Annotated in this window: 15 protein-coding genes; all 15 read right to left on the reverse strand. The window is 48.9% G+C overall.

From position 1 onward, the window contains the following. Window positions 1-245: 245 nt before the first annotated feature. Window positions 246-1,175 (reverse strand): primosomal protein DnaI, encoded by a 930-nt coding sequence (gene dnaI, locus FO441_RS05160; RefSeq protein ID WP_145286725.1) that lies wholly within the window; start codon window positions 1,173-1,175, stop codon window positions 246-248. Between the two features lie 5 nt (window positions 1,176-1,180). Continuing rightward, the gene (locus FO441_RS05165) at window positions 1,181-2,518 is read right to left on the reverse strand and encodes a replication initiation and membrane attachment family protein (protein ID WP_145287380.1); all 1,338 of its coding nucleotides are present in this window, start codon (window positions 2,516-2,518) and stop codon (window positions 1,181-1,183) included. Further along, window positions 2,505-2,978 carry a transcriptional regulator NrdR gene (nrdR, locus tag FO441_RS05170; protein WP_145286728.1) on the reverse strand — a complete coding sequence of 158 codons (474 nt, stop codon included), beginning with the start codon at window positions 2,976-2,978 and terminating at the stop codon, window positions 2,505-2,507. Before nrdR ends, FO441_RS05165 begins: the two co-directional genes overlap by 14 nt. 92 nt (window positions 2,979-3,070) lie before the next feature. Further along, the gene (locus tag FO441_RS05175) at window positions 3,071-4,075 is read right to left on the reverse strand and encodes a glyceraldehyde-3-phosphate dehydrogenase (protein ID WP_186365467.1); all 1,005 of its coding nucleotides are present in this window, start codon (window positions 4,073-4,075) and stop codon (window positions 3,071-3,073) included. An 84-nt stretch (window positions 4,076-4,159) separates the two neighbouring features. Then, a complete protein-coding gene (gene coaE, locus FO441_RS05180; protein WP_145286733.1) occupies window positions 4,160-4,750 on the reverse strand; it encodes a dephospho-CoA kinase in 591 nt (196 codons plus the stop codon). 4 nt (window positions 4,751-4,754) lie between these two features. After that, window positions 4,755-5,624 carry a bifunctional DNA-formamidopyrimidine glycosylase/DNA-(apurinic or apyrimidinic site) lyase gene (mutM, locus tag FO441_RS05185; protein WP_145286737.1) on the reverse strand — a complete coding sequence of 290 codons (870 nt, stop codon included), beginning with the start codon at window positions 5,622-5,624 and terminating at the stop codon, window positions 4,755-4,757. 8 nt (window positions 5,625-5,632) lie between these two features. Then, on the reverse strand, window positions 5,633-8,233 hold the full coding sequence (polA, locus tag FO441_RS05190) for a DNA polymerase I (RefSeq protein WP_145286740.1): 2,601 nt from the start codon (window positions 8,231-8,233) through the stop codon (window positions 5,633-5,635). Between the two features lie 126 nt (window positions 8,234-8,359). Next, window positions 8,360-9,937 carry an AbgT family transporter gene (locus FO441_RS05195; protein WP_145286743.1) on the reverse strand — a complete coding sequence of 526 codons (1,578 nt, stop codon included), beginning with the start codon at window positions 9,935-9,937 and terminating at the stop codon, window positions 8,360-8,362. A 104-nt stretch (window positions 9,938-10,041) separates the two neighbouring features. After that, window positions 10,042-10,974: a malate dehydrogenase gene (mdh, locus tag FO441_RS05200; protein ID WP_145286747.1), complete on the reverse strand. Its 933-nt coding sequence runs from the start codon at window positions 10,972-10,974 to the stop codon at window positions 10,042-10,044. Between the two features lie 30 nt (window positions 10,975-11,004). Then, entirely contained in the window at window positions 11,005-12,270 is a 1,266-nt protein-coding gene (gene icd, locus FO441_RS05205) for an NADP-dependent isocitrate dehydrogenase (protein WP_145286750.1), read from the reverse strand. Window positions 12,271-12,304: 34 nt separating this feature from the next. Further along, the gene (locus tag FO441_RS05210) at window positions 12,305-13,420 is read right to left on the reverse strand and encodes a citrate synthase (protein ID WP_145286754.1); all 1,116 of its coding nucleotides are present in this window, start codon (window positions 13,418-13,420) and stop codon (window positions 12,305-12,307) included. Between the two features lie 229 nt (window positions 13,421-13,649). Further along, window positions 13,650-15,197 (reverse strand): solute symporter family protein, encoded by a 1,548-nt coding sequence (locus FO441_RS05215; protein ID WP_145286757.1) that lies wholly within the window; start codon window positions 15,195-15,197, stop codon window positions 13,650-13,652. After that, window positions 15,194-15,505 carry a DUF485 domain-containing protein gene (locus FO441_RS05220; RefSeq protein ID WP_145286779.1) on the reverse strand — a complete coding sequence of 104 codons (312 nt, stop codon included), beginning with the start codon at window positions 15,503-15,505 and terminating at the stop codon, window positions 15,194-15,196. The genes FO441_RS05215 and FO441_RS05220 overlap by 4 nt, the downstream gene beginning before the upstream one ends. Before the next feature lie 144 nt (window positions 15,506-15,649). Beyond that, window positions 15,650-16,402 carry a hypothetical protein gene (locus tag FO441_RS05225; protein ID WP_145286782.1) on the reverse strand — a complete coding sequence of 251 codons (753 nt, stop codon included), beginning with the start codon at window positions 16,400-16,402 and terminating at the stop codon, window positions 15,650-15,652. Between the two features lie 89 nt (window positions 16,403-16,491). Beyond that, window positions 16,492-18,252, reverse strand: a complete 1,761-nt coding sequence (gene pyk / locus FO441_RS05230) for a pyruvate kinase (RefSeq protein WP_145286785.1) — start codon at window positions 18,250-18,252, stop codon at window positions 16,492-16,494. Window positions 18,253-18,265: the final 13 nt, after the last annotated feature.

The raw sequence follows: 18,265 nt of genomic DNA on the forward strand, positions 1-18,265 counted from the left end.
ACGATCTTCACCGTGGTACCACCCTGATTTGCAGGACAGAGTCCTACCTTCAGTCGGAAATAACGGTCCGTCCCGGCTGGGGATTAGCCAGCATATATCAAGGGAGTCGCTCAGACGGTCCATTGCACATGTTTCAGCAGTTCATGCACTCTCTTTGAATGAACACAATAGAAGCGTTGTCCTTGGAATTTGAAATATTGAAATTATACATTGATTATACTCAAGCCGTCTTCATTAATCAAGCATCAGTTGTTGCGGTAGTTGCTGCCTTCAAGCTGGACTTCGTCACAAAGTGACCTCAGGCGCTCCATCATCCGGCGTGCCTTTGTTTCCTCTACGCCGTTCTCCTTCGTCCTGGCATAGCGGTATTCGAGATCCGCCATCGAATAGTTGGAGCTGACGAATGTCGGCAGGCCTTCGACCATGCGGTAGTGCAGTATGCCGGTCATGACTTCATCCCGCACCCACGGCGTGACGTCTTCGGCACCAAGATCATCGAGCATGAGCACCTGGGCATTCTTGATCGTATTGAACTTGCTGTCCGTCGTGCCGTCCTTGAATCCCGCCTTCAGATCCCGGATGATTTCCGGTACATAGACGATGATTGAAGATACCGACTGCTCCTTCAGTTCATTGGCAATACAGCCGAGCAGGTAGGATTTGCCGATGCCGAAGCTGCCGTGGATGTAAAGGCCCTTCGTTCCTGTACCATCGATGATCTTCTTGCTGGCCGCGATGGCTTTCATGATGATCTGCTGGCGGTTCGAATCGGGATCCAGGAAGACCGTCTCGAATGTCGCATCTTTGACGTCTTTCGGCACATGATAGGATTCGATCATCTTCTCCTTCTCACGGAAGGCATCATCCTTTTTCTTGTTTGGACATGGTGTATGGATGATATGGATTCTGCTCCCTCTGACATCTATCGAAGGGACATACCCCTGTGGATGATTGATGCACTGCCCGAGGGATGGGCAGTTCTCGCACGCCAATGACTGCTCTGTATAGCGTTTAAGCTGCAGCAGATCATTTCTGATCATGGAGCGTGTGATTTCAAAATCGCTGTTTTCAATCAGCTCCACAATTCTCGGGTGCTGAATTAGAGATTCGTACAGTCTGTCATTGTTATCCTGTATTTTTTTATTGTTCTTTAAGAACTGGTTTATAGGTTCCATCTGAATCACCTGGATTTTCTAAAGTCATCTATCATTTTCTGGAGTTCCGGGTCGTCTTTTGCTGTCTTCTGGACTGCCCCTTTTTCAGGCACAGGCTTCTTGTCCACATCCGTCTTCGGTGCCGCCTGCTTCTTGTCATCCATCCATGCAGGCCTGCGTTCGCCCTGACGTTCCCGACTGTTGCGCTTCGTATTCCGCTGCTTTCTGAATTCCATGATGGACTGGTATGCCTCCCTGGCCGAACGGATGCCCTTCTCCTCCCAGTCCCTTGCAATCTTCATCGTATATGGATAGTTCAGATTGCCTTCCTTCTGCTGGTAGACGTACTCGAGTAGGAGGTTGATGACGCCGTTCGGCAGACTCGTCTTGGCGATGATGTCCGTCACGAGCTTCAGATCACTGTCACTCGGCTGATGGTTCCGGATATCATTCAGCCGATCGAGCGGACTGATCGATTCAAGGCGCTCGATATAGGAATCACTGGAGTGCTTTGCTTCCTTCTGCTCGGGTTCGGCATCGGAGGATCTGATTGCAGGCAGTTTGCCCTTATGCTCTTTCTGGTAGTACTTTCTGGCCTCATATCTCAACTGCTCTTTATCAATGCCGGCATATTGTGTGGTTACAGGCAGCAGAATCTGCTTCATATCATATGCATTGAGGTTGAACAGCACGCTCAGTTTGACAATCAGCATCCGGACTTCCTTCGTGAAGAATGCACGGTCGATCCTTGTGCCTTTCAGGTGTGTAAAGAGGACATCAAAATCGAAATCATCAAGATCGATATTGGGGCCTGTTGAAACGTTGTCCTTTCTGAAGGAATCTTCGGGAATACTGTATCCTTCCCCGTTCCCTGCCTGGAACACTTCCGTGAACTTCCGTGTCACTTCGGTGAAATGCTCAGGCTTCCGAGGATAGCACAGACGGTCCTTCTTTCTTTTGTAGGCATCCGGACCGAGGTGGTTATGGAGATACAGGCTCAGCATCGGATCCTTGAAGAAGGCTTCCGGCGTCAGAGGCTGCAGCAGTTCATATATGAAAAGATCATCATGTGCTTCATCAGATACAAAGGATCTCACCAGACCGATGCCTTCCAGTTTCTCGAGTATTCTGGAGAAGCTGGATAATGGCATGTTCAGTTCATCCATTATTTCCTTATGGAATCTGATTTCGAGTGCCTCATAGTATGCCGAAGATTCCTGAAGATATATATAGGCCATTGCTGCGTCCTGATGGATGAGCGGAAGATACAGCTCGTTCAGGACATTGAGATGGGACTTTTCAAAAGCAGCAGGGTTATAGACCATGAATTCGGTATTCGGCTTCAGCCGCTCATTGAAGTTCATCGTCATCCCTGCCTTTGGCCAGATGATTCAATGTATCCATCAGCTGATCGATATCCTTGAATTCCTTATATACGGAGGCGAACCGGACGTAGGCCACCTGATCCAGTGTAATCAGCTCCTGCATGACAAATTCACCGATTTCATTGCTTGTGATTTCTGCTTTATTCAGATTTCTGAGCGCAGACTCTATGCGCGCAGTCGTTTTTTCAAGTGCTTCATATGGTATCGGACGTTTCTCGCATGCTCTCAGCAGTCCATCCATGAGCTTCTCGCGGCTGAAGACTTCCCTGTTTCCATCCTTCTTGACAACGACGAGGGGGGACAGTTCCATCCGTTCGAAAGTAGTGAACCGGAATCCGCAGTTCTCGCATTCCCTCCGCCTGCGTATGGCGGACACCTCATCCGTATGTCTGGAATCGATGACCCTGGAACTTGTCTGATGGCAGTTTGGACATTTCATATGACCACCTCACTTCTCAAGGATTAGTATACCATTATAATATATTACGCATAAAAAAAGAAGAAACATCAGTTTCTTCTTTTCAGATACCACTATAGACTGTTGGCAATTTTCCCTGCCAGTTCCACAACCCGTGTGGAATATCCCCATTCGTTATCGTACCATGCCAGCACCTTCACTTTATTGTCATCCATGACCATCGTCAGCGAGGCATCAACGATGGAGCTCCTGCTGTCGGTATTGAAGTCGCTCGATACGAGCGGCGCGTCGGTGATGCCGAGTATGCCGGAAAGCTCACCCTCCGACTGCTTCTCGAATGCTTCGTTCAGCTGTGCCTTCGTCACCGGTGTATCAAGATCGACAACAAGGTCGACAAGCGACACATTCGATACGGGCACACGCAGTGCCAGGCCATGCAGCTTGCCATTCAGCTGGGGCAGTACGACACCGAGCGCCTTTGCAGCACCGGTGGATGTCGGAATGATGTTGTCCCCGCATGAACGTGCCCTGCGCAGATCCTTATGCGGGTTGTCGATGTTCTTCTGATCATTCGTATAGGCGTGCACAGTCGTCATCAGACCATTTTTGATGCCGAAGGCGTCATCCAGCACTTTTGCGACTGGTGCCAGACAGTTCGTCGTACAGGAAGCATTGGAAAATACATCATATGTATCAAGGTCCAGCGCTTCATCATTTACGCCGAGCACAATCGTCTGGACATCTCCGCCTTTCGATGGTGCGGTAAGGAGTACTTTCTTTGCGCCTGCCCTTACGTGTGCACTTGCCTTGTCACCATGGTTGAATGCTCCGGTTGCCTCTATCACAAGATCGACACCAAGCGATCCCCATGGAAGATTTTCAGGATTTCTTTCACTTGTGAGCTGGATCTTCTTGCCGTCGATGACAAGTCCGTCTTCTTTTGCTTCAACCTTCTTATCCCACTTGCCGTGTGTCGTATCGTAGTTGAGAAGATGTGCAATTGTTTCTGCAGGATAGCTTGCATTCACTGCGACGAGTTCGACATCATCAGAGGCAGCGGCAATGCGGAACACCATTCTGCCGATTCTTCCAAGACCGTTAATCGCTACTTTTTTCATGACCATTGCCCCTTTATGCTATACTTTTCAATAATTAGTATAACATAATGACCTGCAATTTAAAGCAGTATTTCATATAAAATATCACTTTTCCAGATTGGACAGGAAGTCATCTATCTGGCTGAAAAGATCCGCTTTCGAGCCATTGTTATCAAGCACTTCAGTACTTCTCTCCCTTTTTTCCGACAGCGGCATCTGGCTGTTGATCCGGGCGAGCGCTTCGGACCGGTCGAAGTCATTCCGCGCCATCAGCCGCTCGATCTGCGTCTCCTGATCAACGTATACTGTCAATGTGATGTCACATTGACGATCGAGACCGTTTTCGAAAAGGAGCGGGATATCCAGAAAGACGTGGCTCACAGAAAGCGCCTTTTCCTTATCCCTGTCCATCATCCTGCGGACTTCCGGATGTACGAGACGATTCAGCACTTCCCTTTCCCTGCTGTCGTTGAAGACGATGGCACCGAGCTTTTTGCGGTCGATTTCACCATCTTCCCCGATGATGCTGCTGCCGAAATGCTCGACGATGCCCGGATATGCGGGGCCATCCTTCTGTGTCGACTGCCTTGCATAGACATCCGCATCAAGGATGGGATACCCTTTTTCTCTGATATAGTCGGCGGCGGTCGACTTGCCGCTTGCAATGCCGCCTGTAAGTCCAATTACCTGGTTCATTGTTTCACCTCTGACATCTAGTGCAATAGAATGTATTTCTTGTCGCTATCGTCTTCGTCCTGATTGGACCGCCGCATGCCCGGCACGTCTTTTTCTGGTAGATGTTGAAACGGTCCTGCATGCTGCCTTTTTCACCGGATACGCCTCTATAGTCGGAGATGGTCGAACCGCCGCTTTCTATGGAAAGGTTGAAGACGTCGGTAATGGCCCGATGGAGATCCACCAGCCTTGCGACGGACACATTGCCTGCTTTTCGTGTCGGCAGTATGCCCGCTGTGAACAGTGCTTCCGATGCATAGATGTTCCCGACACCGGGTATGACCGAGCTGTCCATAATCACCGCTTTGATCGCCTTATTGCTGTTCGCCGGTGCTTTCGCCCTGTCCAGGAACTCAGGCAGGCTATCTGGATCCGTATACTCCACCGCCATGCGCGTAAATGGTGGGAAATCCCCCATTCTGCCTACCGTGGCCATTTCCCCGAACCGCCTGATATCACAGTAGATCAGCGCACGTCCATCTGCAAGCCTGAAGACGACCTGCCAGTGCTTGCGGTAGTTCGCATCCGTGATCGACTCGACCGAGTCTCGGACAAAGTAGGCGCCCGACATTCCAAGATGCGAAATCATATGGAACACTTCACCTGATTTCTCCATTATGAAATACAAGTACTTGCCACGCCGGCCGATCTTTCTGATTGCCGCACCATGGACACGGGGACCGAATGCCCCAAGGTCTTCCTTGACGATGGTTCTCCGCCCAATCTGATGTCCATTTACTACAAAATCGGAAAACGCCACTGCTTCGATAGTAACGCCTTCCACTTCTTGGGCCAGGGCACGCCTGACCAGTTCCACTTCCGGTAGTTCCGGCATATTTCCACCTACTTCACTTCATACCAATCGCTGCCATATCCATAGTCCACTTTGAGTGGCACCGAGAGTGCCATTGCATTCTCCATAATATCCTTGATGACCGGGATGAATGCTTCCACTTCTTCCTCCGGAACATCAAAAATCAGCTCATCGTGGATCTGCAGCAGCAATTCGGCATTGAATTTCTGTGCTTCTTCCGATTGTTCGTATTTTACCATGGCGAGTTTGATTATATCTGCTGCACTTCCCTGGATCGGCGAGTTCATGGCTGTCCGTTCAGCAAAGCTCTTTGCGTTGAAATTGCGGCTCTGGATATCCGGGATATACCTTCTGCGGTTGAGCAGCGTCTTCACATAGCCATCGCGTCTGGCATCCTGGATGATGGATTTCATGAACATCTTGACTTCGGGGAAGGAATCCAGATAGTTGTCGATGAACGTCTTGGCTTCTTTTCTTGTAATGCCAAGGTTCTGGCTCAGTCCATAGTCGCTGATGCCATAGACGATACCGAAGTTGACCGCCTTTGCGTTCCTTCTCATATCACTGGTGACATCTTCCCGTTCCACACCGAAGACTTCCATGGCAGTCTTTGTATGAATATCGGTATCACTTGTAAAGGCGCTGGTCATGGTCTCATCACCGGTGATGTGTGCAAGCACCCTGAGCTCGATCTGCGAATAGTCGAGCGCCAGCAGTACGTGGTCGTCACTTTTCGGTACGAATGCCTTTCTGATCCGTCGGCCTTCATCGATGCGTATCGGTATGTTCTGAAGGTTTGGCTCGACTGAAGACAGCCGGCCCGTCTGTGCCAGAGTCTGGTTGAAGCGTGTATGGATTCTGGAATCCTCCTTGATCTCGCCCTGCAGTCCGATGACATATGTCGACTGGAGTTTGGACAGTGAACGGTAGTCCAGAAGATAGCTGACAATCTCATGCCTGCTCTGCAGCTCTTCCAGTACATCGACGGCAGTGGAATAGCCTGTCTTGGTCTTCTTGATGACGGGCAGATCCAGCTTCTCGAAAAGAACGATGCCAAGCTGTTTGGGAGAATTGATGTTGAATTCCTCTCCTGCGAGTTCATATATTTTTCCTTCAATTTCAACAAGGCGTTCCTTTATTTCACTTTCCATATCCCGAAGACGTCCAGCATCCACTGTGATGCCGCGGTATTCCATGCCGGACAGCACTTTTGCCAGTGGAATCTCAAGGTCCTTCCAAAGGTCATACATGTCATCTTCCTTGAGCGATTCCGCCATCAGTGGTCCGACATGATGTACTGCCATGACTTTATCCATCAGGAACTTTTCATGCACTTCCCCTGTCGGCTGCTTGGCATTACGTCCCTTGCCGTAATGGAAGTCGTCACTGTCTATATTGACATTGAACTGGCCGACAGTCTCTGCTGCATCGATGATTTTCTTTGATGGATCGAGCAGGAAGCTGCCAAGCATGATATCCGTATCAAAGTCTTCGAAATGAATGCCCAGGTGCTTTAGAAGACCCATCTGGCGCTTTATATCGTAGACATTGATGGTATCTCTCGACTTGAGGAACTGCTGCAGTTTGGTCTGATCCACATCTTCGACCTTGCTGATGAAGGTTCTTACTCCGTCTGTGACGGCGATATCCTCGGGTCCATTTACCAGATAATTATCTGCACGGACTTCAAGATGGAAGGAGACGTCTGCATCGAGCTGATCCAGTGCATCGACACGTTCCGATTCAAATTCCTTCTTATCCTCCGCCTCGGAAGCCTCCATATTCTTCAGCAGAGACTCGAATTCGAGCTCTTTGAAGATTGCATATTTCTCTTCTTCATTTTCATTGGTGAACAGAAGGGAATCCATATCGAAATCAAGCGGCACTTCCCGGTAGATGGTTGCGAGCGACTTGCTCATCAATGCATCCTCTCTATGTTCCGTCAGGTTCTCCTTCAGCTTCTTCCCTTTGACGCCTTCCAGATTTTCAAGCACTGCTTCGACAGACCCATGTTCACCGAGCAGTTTAAGTGCCGTCTTCTCCCCTACACCCGGCACACCTGGAATATTATCGGACTTATCGCCCATCAGCCCTTTCAAATCTATGATCTGCTCGGGCGCGAGTCCGTATATTTCCTGGATGTGTTCCGGTGTATACCGGTCTATGTCGGATATGCCTTTTTTCGTGTAATGGATGACTGTATTTTCACTGGCCAGCTGGGTCAAGTCCTTATCACCTGTGATGATGATGGTCTGGAACCCTTCTTCATCCGCTTTTCTGCTGAGCGTACCGATGATGTCATCGGCTTCATACTCCTCCGCTTCATACCGTTTGATGCCGTATGCATCAATCAGACGCCGTATCGGTGCGAACTGCTCACCCAGTTCAGGCGGCGTCTTCTGTCTGCCCCCTTTATACTCCTCATACTGCTTGTGTCTGAAAGTCGATTTGCCTGCATCAAAGGCGACAAGAAAGTGCGTCGGCGCCTCTTCCTCTATCAGCTTCTCAAGAAGCCTGGCATAACCGAAGATGGCGTTCGTGTGGAGCCCGCTCTGATTGCTCAGCAGCGGCAGCCCGTAGAATGCACGAAACGCCATACTGTTGCCGTCTATCAGTATCAGTTTCTTCATTTCCCTATCTCCTCTCTATCGAAATGATCCGACCGTCCGTTACCAGTCTCTCCATAATCAGATTATACATTTCCATACCGGTTTAATCCATAAATAAAGGCACAGCGATTGCTGTGCCCTTCATAATTATCCAGCGTATTCGATTGGTGCATTCGGTCCGAGTGGAATGCCGAACAGCATCCACACAATCAGCATGATCGCCCAGGAGACGAAGAAGAAGATGGAGTATGGCAGCATGACGGAAATCAGCGTACCAATCCCGATATTTCTATCGTACTGCTGCGCGAATGCAATGATGATTGCAAAGTAGGTCATGAGCGGTGTAATGATGTTGGTTGAAGAATCCGCCACACGATATGCCATTGTCGTGAGCTCCGGAGAATAGCCGAGCTGCATCAGTATCGGCACGAATATCGGTGCCATCATCGCCCATTTCGCACTCGCACTACCAATGAACAGGTTGACGATTGCAGTGACAAGCATGAAGCCGATGATCAGCGGAATACCAGTCAGATTCAGTGTTTCAAGCAGTTCGGCGCCGTATACACCGATTACCAGTCCGATATTGGATTCAGCAAAGTATGCAACGAATTGACCGGCCGTGAATGCCAGCACGATGAACATGCCCATTGCTGCCATCGTTTTCGTCATCTGGTCTGCAACATCCTTGTCATTTCTGATGGATTTTGTAATCAGCCCATAGACAAGACCCGGAATGAAGAAAAGAATCGCTATGATCGGTACCAGTCCGTCACTCATGAATGGTGACTGGATGATCTGATCCATATATCCGCCCACTGCCTCTTCCCCTCGCATTGGCGAGTTCGGCAGTACGACAAGCAGTGATGCAAGCAGTGCACCGACTACCATTGAGATGATTGCCCAGGTCAGCCCTTTCTTTTCAACCGGTTCAAGTGGATTCATTTCATCCGTATTGTCGACTGCTTCCTGATCGGCATTTTTTGAGTCGAACTTGCCGAGTCTCGGCTCGACAATCTTATCGGATACAAACCAGCCGACAAGTGTAAGCAGGAATACACTGACGAAAATGAAGTAGTAGTTCATTGCAACGTTCATACCTTCAGCATACTGCGGATCAAGAACTGCAGCTGCAGCAATCGTCAGTTCGGACAGCAGGGCGTCCGTTCCGCTCAGCAGCAGGTTGGCTGAAAACCCTGCAGAGACCCCGGCAAATGCTGCGGCCAGACCGGCAAGCGGGTGCCTGCCAAGTGCCAGATAGAGTACAGCACCGAGCGGTGGCAGTACAACGTAGCCTGCATCGGATGCAAGTGAAGACATGATACCGGCAAACACAAGACCGGCAGTGATCAGCTGGTTCGGTATTGCCAGGACAAACCCGCGCAGCGCTGCACTGATCAGTCCTGAACGTTCAGCGACACCAATTCCAAGCATGGTCATGAGTACAACACCAAGCGGTGCAAAGTTGATGAAATTCTCTGTCATGCTGGAGAATATGTAGCTGATGCCTTCTCCGTTCAGCAGGTTATTGACTGAAACAGCACCTTGATCCTCCGCCGGATGCTCGACTGTGATTTCAAGCATCGACAGGATTGCCGAAGCGATAAGTGTAAGCCCTGCAAGCAGTGCAAAAAGTGTCACCGGATGCGGCAGCTTGTTACCCAGCCATTCGACAAAATCAAGGAATTTTTGAAAGATACCATTTTTCTTTCTACCATTTTCCATTCCTAAAATTCCCTCCCATTTATTTATAGATTTTTGAAAATTGAAAAAGGCCACCATGAAGGCAGCCTTTCCAGTATAATACCCGTACTTGAATTTTACAAATATTATTTCAGCATGTTCATGACATGAGTGACAGAATCCCTGGATTTATCCAATTGGGCTTTTTCCTCATCAGAAAGCTCCAGTTCCATGATTTTCTCTATACCTTCTGCACCCAGTACTGTAGGTACACCAAGATAGAGATTATCATAGCCATATTCACCTTCGAGATATGCAATTGCAGGAAGTACACGCTTCTGGTCGAACAGGATTGCTTCAGCCATTTCGACAAGCGCCGCCGCAGGGGCATAGTATGCCGATCCATTCCCCAGCAGGTTGACAATTTCAGCGCCACCTTTTCTGGTACGCTCTATGATGGCATCGATCCGATCCTGATTGAGCAGGCTTGAAAGCGGCACGCCACCCACGTTTGAATAGCGGATGAGTGGTACCATGTCATCTCCATGGCCGCCGAGAACGAAACCTTGGACATCCTTGACGGATAGTTTCAGCTCTTCCGCCACGAAAGTTCGGAATCTCGCCGTATCGAGAACGCCTGACTGGCCGATTACTCTGTTCTTCGGGAAACCGGACTCCTTGAATACAGTATAGGTCATTGCGTCCACCGGATTGGTCAGAACAATGATCGAGCAGTCCGGTGAATACTTCACGATTTCACGCGTGACAGCAGACATCACCTTCTGGTTGGTCTTCACAAGATCGTCCCGGCTCATGCCGGGCTTTCTTGCAATTCCTGCTGTAATGATGACAAGATCCGAGTCCCTCGTATCTTCATAGCTGCTTGTACCTTTGATATCCACATCAGTTCCGAGAACCGGTGTCGCCTCCATCATATCGAGCGCCTTGCCACGGGTCGGGTCCTCAGATTGCGGAATATCCACAAGAACAATATCACCCAGTGCTTTTGAGGCTGCAATGAAGGCAGTCGTCGCTCCTGTAAAGCCGGCACCAATCACTGAAATCTTCTTTCTGTTCATACTATCCACGCTCCTAGTCAGCAAACATGCCTACATGTTTTTGATGAGTTCATCTCCAAATTCGGAACACTTCACTTCTGTCGCACCATCCATCAGACGGGCGAAGTCATACGTGACGACTTTGGAAGCAATTGTTTTTTCCATTGCTTTCGTAACCAGGTCAGCAGCTTCCTGCCACCCAAGGTGCTCGAGCATGAGTACACCTGAAAGTATGACTGAAGAAGGGTTCACTTTATCAAGACCCGCATACTTCGGTGCAGTACCATGAGTAGCTTCGAAAATTGCATGTCCTGTTTCGTAGTTGATGTTGGCTCCTGGCGCAATGCCGATACCGCCCACCTGCGCTGCAAGCGCGTCGGAGATGTAGTCTCCGTTCAGGTTCATGGTCGCAACAACACCGAAATCCTTCGGTCGTGTCAGAATCTGCTGCAGGAAGATGTCTGCAATGGCATCCTTGATGATGATTTTGCCAGCTGCTTCAGCTTCTGACTGTGCTTTGTCCGCAGCTTCACGGCCTTCATCCTCAACGATCTTATCGTAGACTTTCCATGTGAAGACCTTATCTCCGAATTCACGTTCTGCAAGGTCGTAGCCCCACGCTTTGAACGCTCCCTCAGTGAATTTCATGATGTTGCCTTTATGGACAAGTGTTACAGATGGACGATTGTTTTCAATCGCGTAGTTGATTGCTGAACGTACAAGTCTTTCCGTACCTTCCTTTGAAACCGGCTTGATGCCGATACCGGAAGTTTCAGGGAAACGGATGTTTTTGGCGCCCATTTCATTTTGCAGGAAGTCGATGACTTTCTTGACATCATCCGTACCTTCCTGGAATTCTATACCTGCATAGATATCTTCGGTATTTTCGCGGAAAATGACCATGTCTGTATCTTCAGGACGCTTCAACGGAGAAGGCACGCCTTCAAAATATCTGACGGGACGCAGGCAGGTGAAAAGATCCAGTTCCTGTCTCAATGCAACGTTTAGGGAACGGATGCCGCCGCCGATCGGTGTTGTCAATGGGCCTTTGATGGCCAGCAGATATTCATCAATCGTATCCAGTGTTTCCTGTGGCAGCCATTCGCCTGTCTTATCATAGGCCTTCTGTCCGGCAAGCACTTCTTTCCATTCGATTTTCTTCTTGCCATCATAGGCTTTCTCTACGGCGCCATCCAGTACTTTGCTTGCTGCACTCCAGATGTCCGGGCCGATGCCGTCCCCTTCGATGTAGGGAATGACAGGCTGATCCGGTACATTAAGGACACCATTATTTGTAGTTATCTTTTGACTAGACATAGATTATATTCCTCCAGTTTTTGATCTCGATCCGTTATCTGTTTTCAATCGATTCATACTTCTTGCCTGTCTGACCGATATACTCCGCTCTCGGTCTGATCAGACGGTTATCCTGATACTGTTCAAGGATGTGTGCGAGCCAGCCGGAAACACGACTGACCGCAAAGATCGGTGTGAACAGGTCATGATCGATGCCGAGTGAGTGATATACAGTGGCACTGAAGAAGTCGACATTCGGAAGCAGACCTTTCTCCCTTTCCACAACCTCGGCGATCTTAACGGATTTCTCATAGAATTCAGGCTCTCCTGCCTCATCTGTCAGCTTCTTCGACATATCCTTCAGATACTTGGCACGTGGATCTCCTTCTTTGTATACACGGTGGCCCATGCCCATGATCTTTTCCTTGTTCGCAAACTTCTCTTCGAGATAGCCTTCCACTGCATCGACAGATTCGATTTCTGACAGCATCTGCATTACGCGCTCATTGGCACCACCATGCAGTGGACCTTTCAGTGCGCCAGCTGCTGCACTCACGCCGGAGTAGACATCAGATAGCGTTGCCACACAGACACGGGCTGTGAATGTAGATGCATTCAGTTCATGGTCAGCATGCAGAACAAGCGCCTTGTTCATTGCCTCCACCTGTGTATCGTTCGGCTCTTCGCCATACAGCATGTAGAGGAAGTTCGCAGCATAAGTCAGACCCTGCTTCGGCTTGATGACTTCCTGGCCGTTTCTGATTCTGGAAAATGCTGCGACTACCGACGCAATCTTTGCCTGGATGCGAATCGCTTTTTCCTGATTGGCTTCATCGCTCATATCCTCGGCATTCGGGTCGAAGTGGGCAAGATAGGACAGTGCGGTCCGCACAGCTGTCATCGGATGCACCTTATCTGCAGCGTATTCTTCGAAATGACCATAAATCCGTGGATTGAGTGTCATGTAATCAAACATTTTACCCTGGAATGCTTCCAATTCGCTCTGATTCGGCAGCCTATCATTCCAAAGCAGAAAAACGACTTCTTCAAACAGTGCATTTTCAGCGAGGTCATCGATTTCATAACCACAGTAAGTAAGTTGTGAACCAATGATGGAACTGATGCGGGACTCAGCCGCTACAACGCCTTCTAAACCTTTTTTGTCAGACATATCGATTCTCCTTCTCGTAAATCATTAAATAGCCATCTGGCTTTAAGTCCATTATATCAAATTCAAAAGGTTTGTGAACAATTCAAGAATCTTCTACAGATTGTGAAAATTATATCGTTAACCGCCTCGAAAGCCCTTACAAAAGGGAAAAGACGATAATTTCATAGAATTATCGTCTAATTAAGAAATGATTAATTAACTTATCGATTCTCATAAGTTAATCTTATATTTAGTGGCTGACATCGGATGTTGATATTCCAGTGACGGATTTTACTTTGACTTCCCTGTACTTTTCATGGGATTCCGGTTTTCCGAGGAATGTTCCAAGGAATGCGCCGATGAAACCGGCAGGCACTGAAATCAGAGCAGGATTATTCAATGGGAATATCGGTTCCACTGCAATGAATCCGGCTCCGGAAGGGTCCATGACGTTCGGGCTGAGTATGACCAGAACGAGGGAAACGACAAGTCCGGTTATGATGCCGGCAATCGCACCCTGTGTATTGAAACGCTTCCAGAAAATCGTATAGACGATGACCGGCAAGTTGGCACTTGCAGCGACACAGAAAGCAAGAGATACAAGGAATGCAACGTTCTGATCCTGCGCAAAAATGGCGAGAATGATGGAAAGTACACTGACACTGAATGCTGCAATTTTGGCAGCAAGCATCTGCTGGCTTTCGGAAACCTGTCCTTTCTTGATGACCTGGGCGTATATATCATGTGCGAATGCACTGGCGCCGGAAAGTACCAGCCCGGCAACGACAGCCAGAATGGTTGCAAATGCCACAGCTGCAACGAATGACATGAGCAGATCTCCACCCAGCCTTTCAGCAAGCAGCGGTGCCGCCATGTTGCCGGCTGGATTGGCTGCAATGATCTCTTCCCTCGTCAGAAGCGCTGCGGCCCCGAAGCCGAGGAATATGGTGAGTATATAGAATATGCCGATGATCCATGTGGCCCACATTACGGAGCTTCTCGCCGTCTTTGCGTCTCTTACGGTAAAGAATCTCATGAGGATGTGTGGCAGACCGGCTGTACCGAACAGCAGGGCGATCATCAGTGAAATGTTATTGAGCGGTGACTCGCCCTGAGCCCCGGGATTCAGAAACGACCCTTCAAGCTCGGGCGCGGTGATATTCTTCATTTCGCCGAACATCGTGAATATATTGAAATTGAACTGGAGCAGTACGAGGAATGAAATCAGTATCGTACCGATCATCAGCAGTATCGCTTTGACCATCTGTACCCAGCTCGTGGCCGTCATGCCCCCGAAAAGGACGTAGATGGTCATCATGATGCCGACGATGATGACTGAAACGCTGTATGGAATATCAAAAAGCAGCTGGATGAGCGCCCCTGCCCCGACGAGCTGGGCAAGCATGTAGAAGATGACGATTGTAATCGAGGACAGTGCTGCAAACGCTCTGACCTTCTTCATTTCAAAACGTGCTGCAATCATGTCGGCAACTGTATACTTCCCGAGGTTTCTGAGCGGCTCGGCAACGATGTACAGGACAACAAGATATGCTGTCAGATAACCGACGCTATAGAAAAAACCATCAAATCCCCATAGTGCAATGGCACCGGCAATTCCAAGGAATGAAGCTGCCGACAGATAGTCACCGGAAATGGCCAGTCCGTTCTGCCAGCCTGTCAGACCTCCGCCCGCTGTATAGAAATCTTTTGTGGAATTTGTCCGTTTGGAAGCAAAATATGTAATGACCAAAGTTGCTCCTACGAATACCAGAAACATGATGATGACTGTCAGATTCATTTGTATTCCCCTTCCCTGTACTTCCTGATGATTTCATCCGCTTCCTTGTCGAACGCTTTCGCCCGCTTCATGTAAACGGTTACAAGAGTCCACACCATAATGAAGAGCAGAAGCGCGTAGATCCATGCCCACGAAATATTACCGAATGCTTCATTATTGAGGATGTCGGTATAGCCGGTAAGTACTGGAAACAGCAGCGTGGCAATAATGAAAAATATGCTGATTGGCAGAATGAACTTGTTGCGCTTTTTCAGAAGTGACTCGAATTCGGGCTGCGATGCAATTTTCCTGTAATCAATCTCTGACATTTCAATTCCCCCTTGTACCCTATATTCTATTTAGCTTGTATAATAATGTCAATTTTTTGAATAATTAAAATCATGTATAATTACACTGGCGTGTACATATGAGAAGTAAAAAAATCGTCCGTTTGCTGTAAACGGACGATGCTTCTACATTTCCTTCGGTTTTTCGATAAGGTCGATTTCCCCTATCCGATCCATGGTGATGTTGGATGTAATATTGAGTTCCTCCTGGCCGCTGCCGACTGTCAACGTCAGCTCCGCCCCGGTATACTGGTAGTCTTCATTGAATTGAACTGTAATCAGACCATTGAACATATCAACATCCTGGATGACGTTCTGGACCTCATCGTTGAAAAACGGTATCGCATCTTCACGGCTGTCTATTTCATATCTGATCTCATAGCCTGTATCCTGCTCTGAAACTGTACCTGCAGACAAGGGTTCCAGCTGGGACAGCAGATCTCCATATGCGCTGTTCTCCATCTCAAGTGACTGGTCCTGTGCTTCTATACTGCCATTCTGATAGATGAAATGCTCACCATCAACCACATAATGGGTCTGTATCTGTTCCCCATCATCCACTTCTATCTTGATTTCATTCTGTTCACTTCTGGTGGTGATCGTCCTTACGACATACTGGCCATCACCAGATGAAATGCTTGAGGTCTGTCTTGCTTCATAGCTTACAGTATCTCCCCATGCCGCGTTTGCTTCCTCTATGATTTCAGGTGCTTCTACCGCGCCCTCTTCTTCTGTTGTCTGTGTTTCTTCATCAGAACCGGAGTCTGATGATTCTTCGGTCGATTCCTGCGATTCCTCATTGGAAGCTTCATTGCCGCTCCCATTATTTCCACATGCTGCGAGCAATAGAATCATTGCCAGCAATAATAACTTTTTCATCTTTGCCACCTCATCACCATTATACCGGCCGACCTGCCGGTCCACAACAAAAAAAGGGTACTTCCCAGTACCCTTTTCACGGAATTCTCCTATAGTACGTTGGCGTGTCCACTGAAGACGCTGTTCTGTTCGGCATCAACTGTGATGATCATGCCTTCCTGAAGAACATCCAGTGCATCCGCCGCCCCTACAATGGTAGGCAGATCGAGGTTGAGGCCTACAATTGCTCCATGGGATGTCAGACCGCCTTCCACCGTGACAAGACCTGCAGCCTTTTCAAGATAAGGTGTCATATCGGAGTCGACGGATTGTACGACCACTACTTTTCCAGCCAGATCCCGATCTGCCATCTCACTTGCAGATCTGATTACTGCAACTTCACCGACTGTGCTTTTTCGGCCGATGCCCTGCGCCATGATCAGCTTGTCGCCGACAATATGCAGTTTCATCAGGTTGGTTGTGCCCGCTTCCCCTGTCGGTACACCTGCAGTAATAATCAGCAGATCTCCCTGTCCGGCGAATCCTTTCTCCACTGCTGCGGATACTGAGACGTTGAGGAGTTCATCCGTGTCCCTCTTCCCTTTTTTGACTACAGGGTGGACACCCCAGACGAGCTGCAGCTGTCTTGCGACGTGGCTGTGCGGTGTGACTGCAACGATATCCGCATGCGGACGGTATTTGGAAATCATTCTTGCAGTATGGCCCGATTCGGTAGCAGCGACAATGGCTTTACACTTCAGATTGAGTGCAGTATGCGCCACTGAAACACCGATGGCGGTCACGAGTGTCGTCTGCAGTGACTTCGTCCGCTCTGACAGCAGTTTCTTGTAGTCCTGCGCCGCTTCAGCCGATACGGCGATGCTTGCCATCGTCTGGACAGACTCGAGTGGATAGCTTCCTGCTGCCGTCTCACCACTGAGCATGATGGCATCCGTACCATCGTAGATGGCATTGGCAACATCACTTGCTTCAGCACGTGTACAGCGTGGGTTGTTCTGCATCGAATCAAGCATCTGCGTTGCTGTGATGACCGGCTTGCCGAGCAGGTTGCATTTCCTGATCAGATCCTTCTGCACCATCGGTACGGATTCAGGCGGGATTTCAACACCCATATCTCCACGGGCGACCATCAGTCCATCTGATACTTCCAGAATCTCCGTAATATTATCGATGCCTTCCTGGTTCTCGATCTTCGGAATGATATTGATCTGTGCAGCGGATTTCTCCTCCAGCAGCTCACGGATCTCGAGCACATCCTTGTTGGTGCGGATGAAGCTTGCAGCTATGAAGTCGACGCCTTCACCGATACCGAAGATGATGTCCTCCTTATCCTTTTCGGTGATTCCCGGAAGCTTCACGGAAACACCCGGCACGTTTACACCCTTTTTATTTTTCAGAAGACCGTTGTTCAATACTCGACAATGAATTTCCCCATTTTCATGATCTATCTTTTCGATTTCAAGTTCAATCAGTCCATCATCAAGCAGAATGACACCACCTGTCTCAACGTCATCGATCAGTCCCGGATAGGTCACAGAGAACTTTTCCGGTGTACCGACGACTTCCTCCATGGACACACTGACTGCCTGGCCTTTGGAAAGTTCGATGCCGCCATTTTCCATTGTATGCGTACGGATTTCAGGACCTTTCGTATCAAGCATGATCGCTACAGTACGGCCTGCCTTATCAGCAGCTTCCCTGATGTTCCTTATTCTTGCACGATGTTCCTCATGATCCCCGTGGGAGAAGTTCAGGCGGGCAATATTCATCCCTGCATCAATCAGCTTGCCCAGCATTTCAGGTGCTTCGGAAGCAGGTCCGATCGTACATACTATTTTAGTGTTACGCATTTATATATTCCTC

Origin of the sequence: Salinicoccus cyprini (genome assembly GCF_007713705.1) — a bacterium.
GTDB classification, from domain to species: Bacteria; Bacillota; Bacilli; order Staphylococcales; family Salinicoccaceae; genus Salinicoccus; species Salinicoccus cyprini.

Bases quoted from the DNA above. Each gene is read 5' to 3' on its own strand.
- pyk (WP_145286785.1), bottom strand. From the start codon at position 18,252: ATGCGTAACACTAAAATAGTATGTACGATCGGACCTGCTTCCGAAGCA.
- nrdR (WP_145286728.1), bottom strand. From the start codon at position 2,978: ATGAAATGTCCAAACTGCCATCAGACAAGTTCCAGGGTCATCGATTCC.
- coaE (WP_145286733.1), bottom strand. From the start codon at position 4,750: ATGAACCAGGTAATTGGACTTACAGGCGGCATTGCAAGCGGCAAGTCG.
- icd (WP_145286750.1), bottom strand. From the start codon at position 12,270: ATGTCTAGTCAAAAGATAACTACAAATAATGGTGTCCTTAATGTACCG.
- dnaI (WP_145286725.1), bottom strand. From the start codon at position 1,175: ATGGAACCTATAAACCAGTTCTTAAAGAACAATAAAAAAATACAGGAT.
- FO441_RS05175 (WP_186365467.1), bottom strand. From the start codon at position 4,075: ATGAAAAAAGTAGCGATTAACGGTCTTGGAAGAATCGGCAGAATGGTG.
- FO441_RS05195 (WP_145286743.1), bottom strand. From the start codon at position 9,937: ATGGAAAATGGTAGAAAGAAAAATGGTATCTTTCAAAAATTCCTTGAT.
- mutM (WP_145286737.1), bottom strand. From the start codon at position 5,624: ATGCCGGAACTACCGGAAGTGGAACTGGTCAGGCGTGCCCTGGCCCAA.
- mdh (WP_145286747.1), bottom strand. From the start codon at position 10,974: ATGAACAGAAAGAAGATTTCAGTGATTGGTGCCGGCTTTACAGGAGCG.
- FO441_RS05220 (WP_145286779.1), bottom strand. From the start codon at position 15,505: ATGTCAGAGATTGATTACAGGAAAATTGCATCGCAGCCCGAATTCGAG.
- polA (WP_145286740.1), bottom strand. From the start codon at position 8,233: ATGAAGAAACTGATACTGATAGACGGCAACAGTATGGCGTTTCGTGCA.
- FO441_RS05165 (WP_145287380.1), bottom strand. From the start codon at position 2,518: ATGAACTTCAATGAGCGGCTGAAGCCGAATACCGAATTCATGGTCTAT.
- FO441_RS05225 (WP_145286782.1), bottom strand. From the start codon at position 16,402: ATGAAAAAGTTATTATTGCTGGCAATGATTCTATTGCTCGCAGCATGT.
- FO441_RS05210 (WP_145286754.1), bottom strand. From the start codon at position 13,420: ATGTCTGACAAAAAAGGTTTAGAAGGCGTTGTAGCGGCTGAGTCCCGC.
- FO441_RS05215 (WP_145286757.1), bottom strand. From the start codon at position 15,197: ATGAATCTGACAGTCATCATCATGTTTCTGGTATTCGTAGGAGCAACT.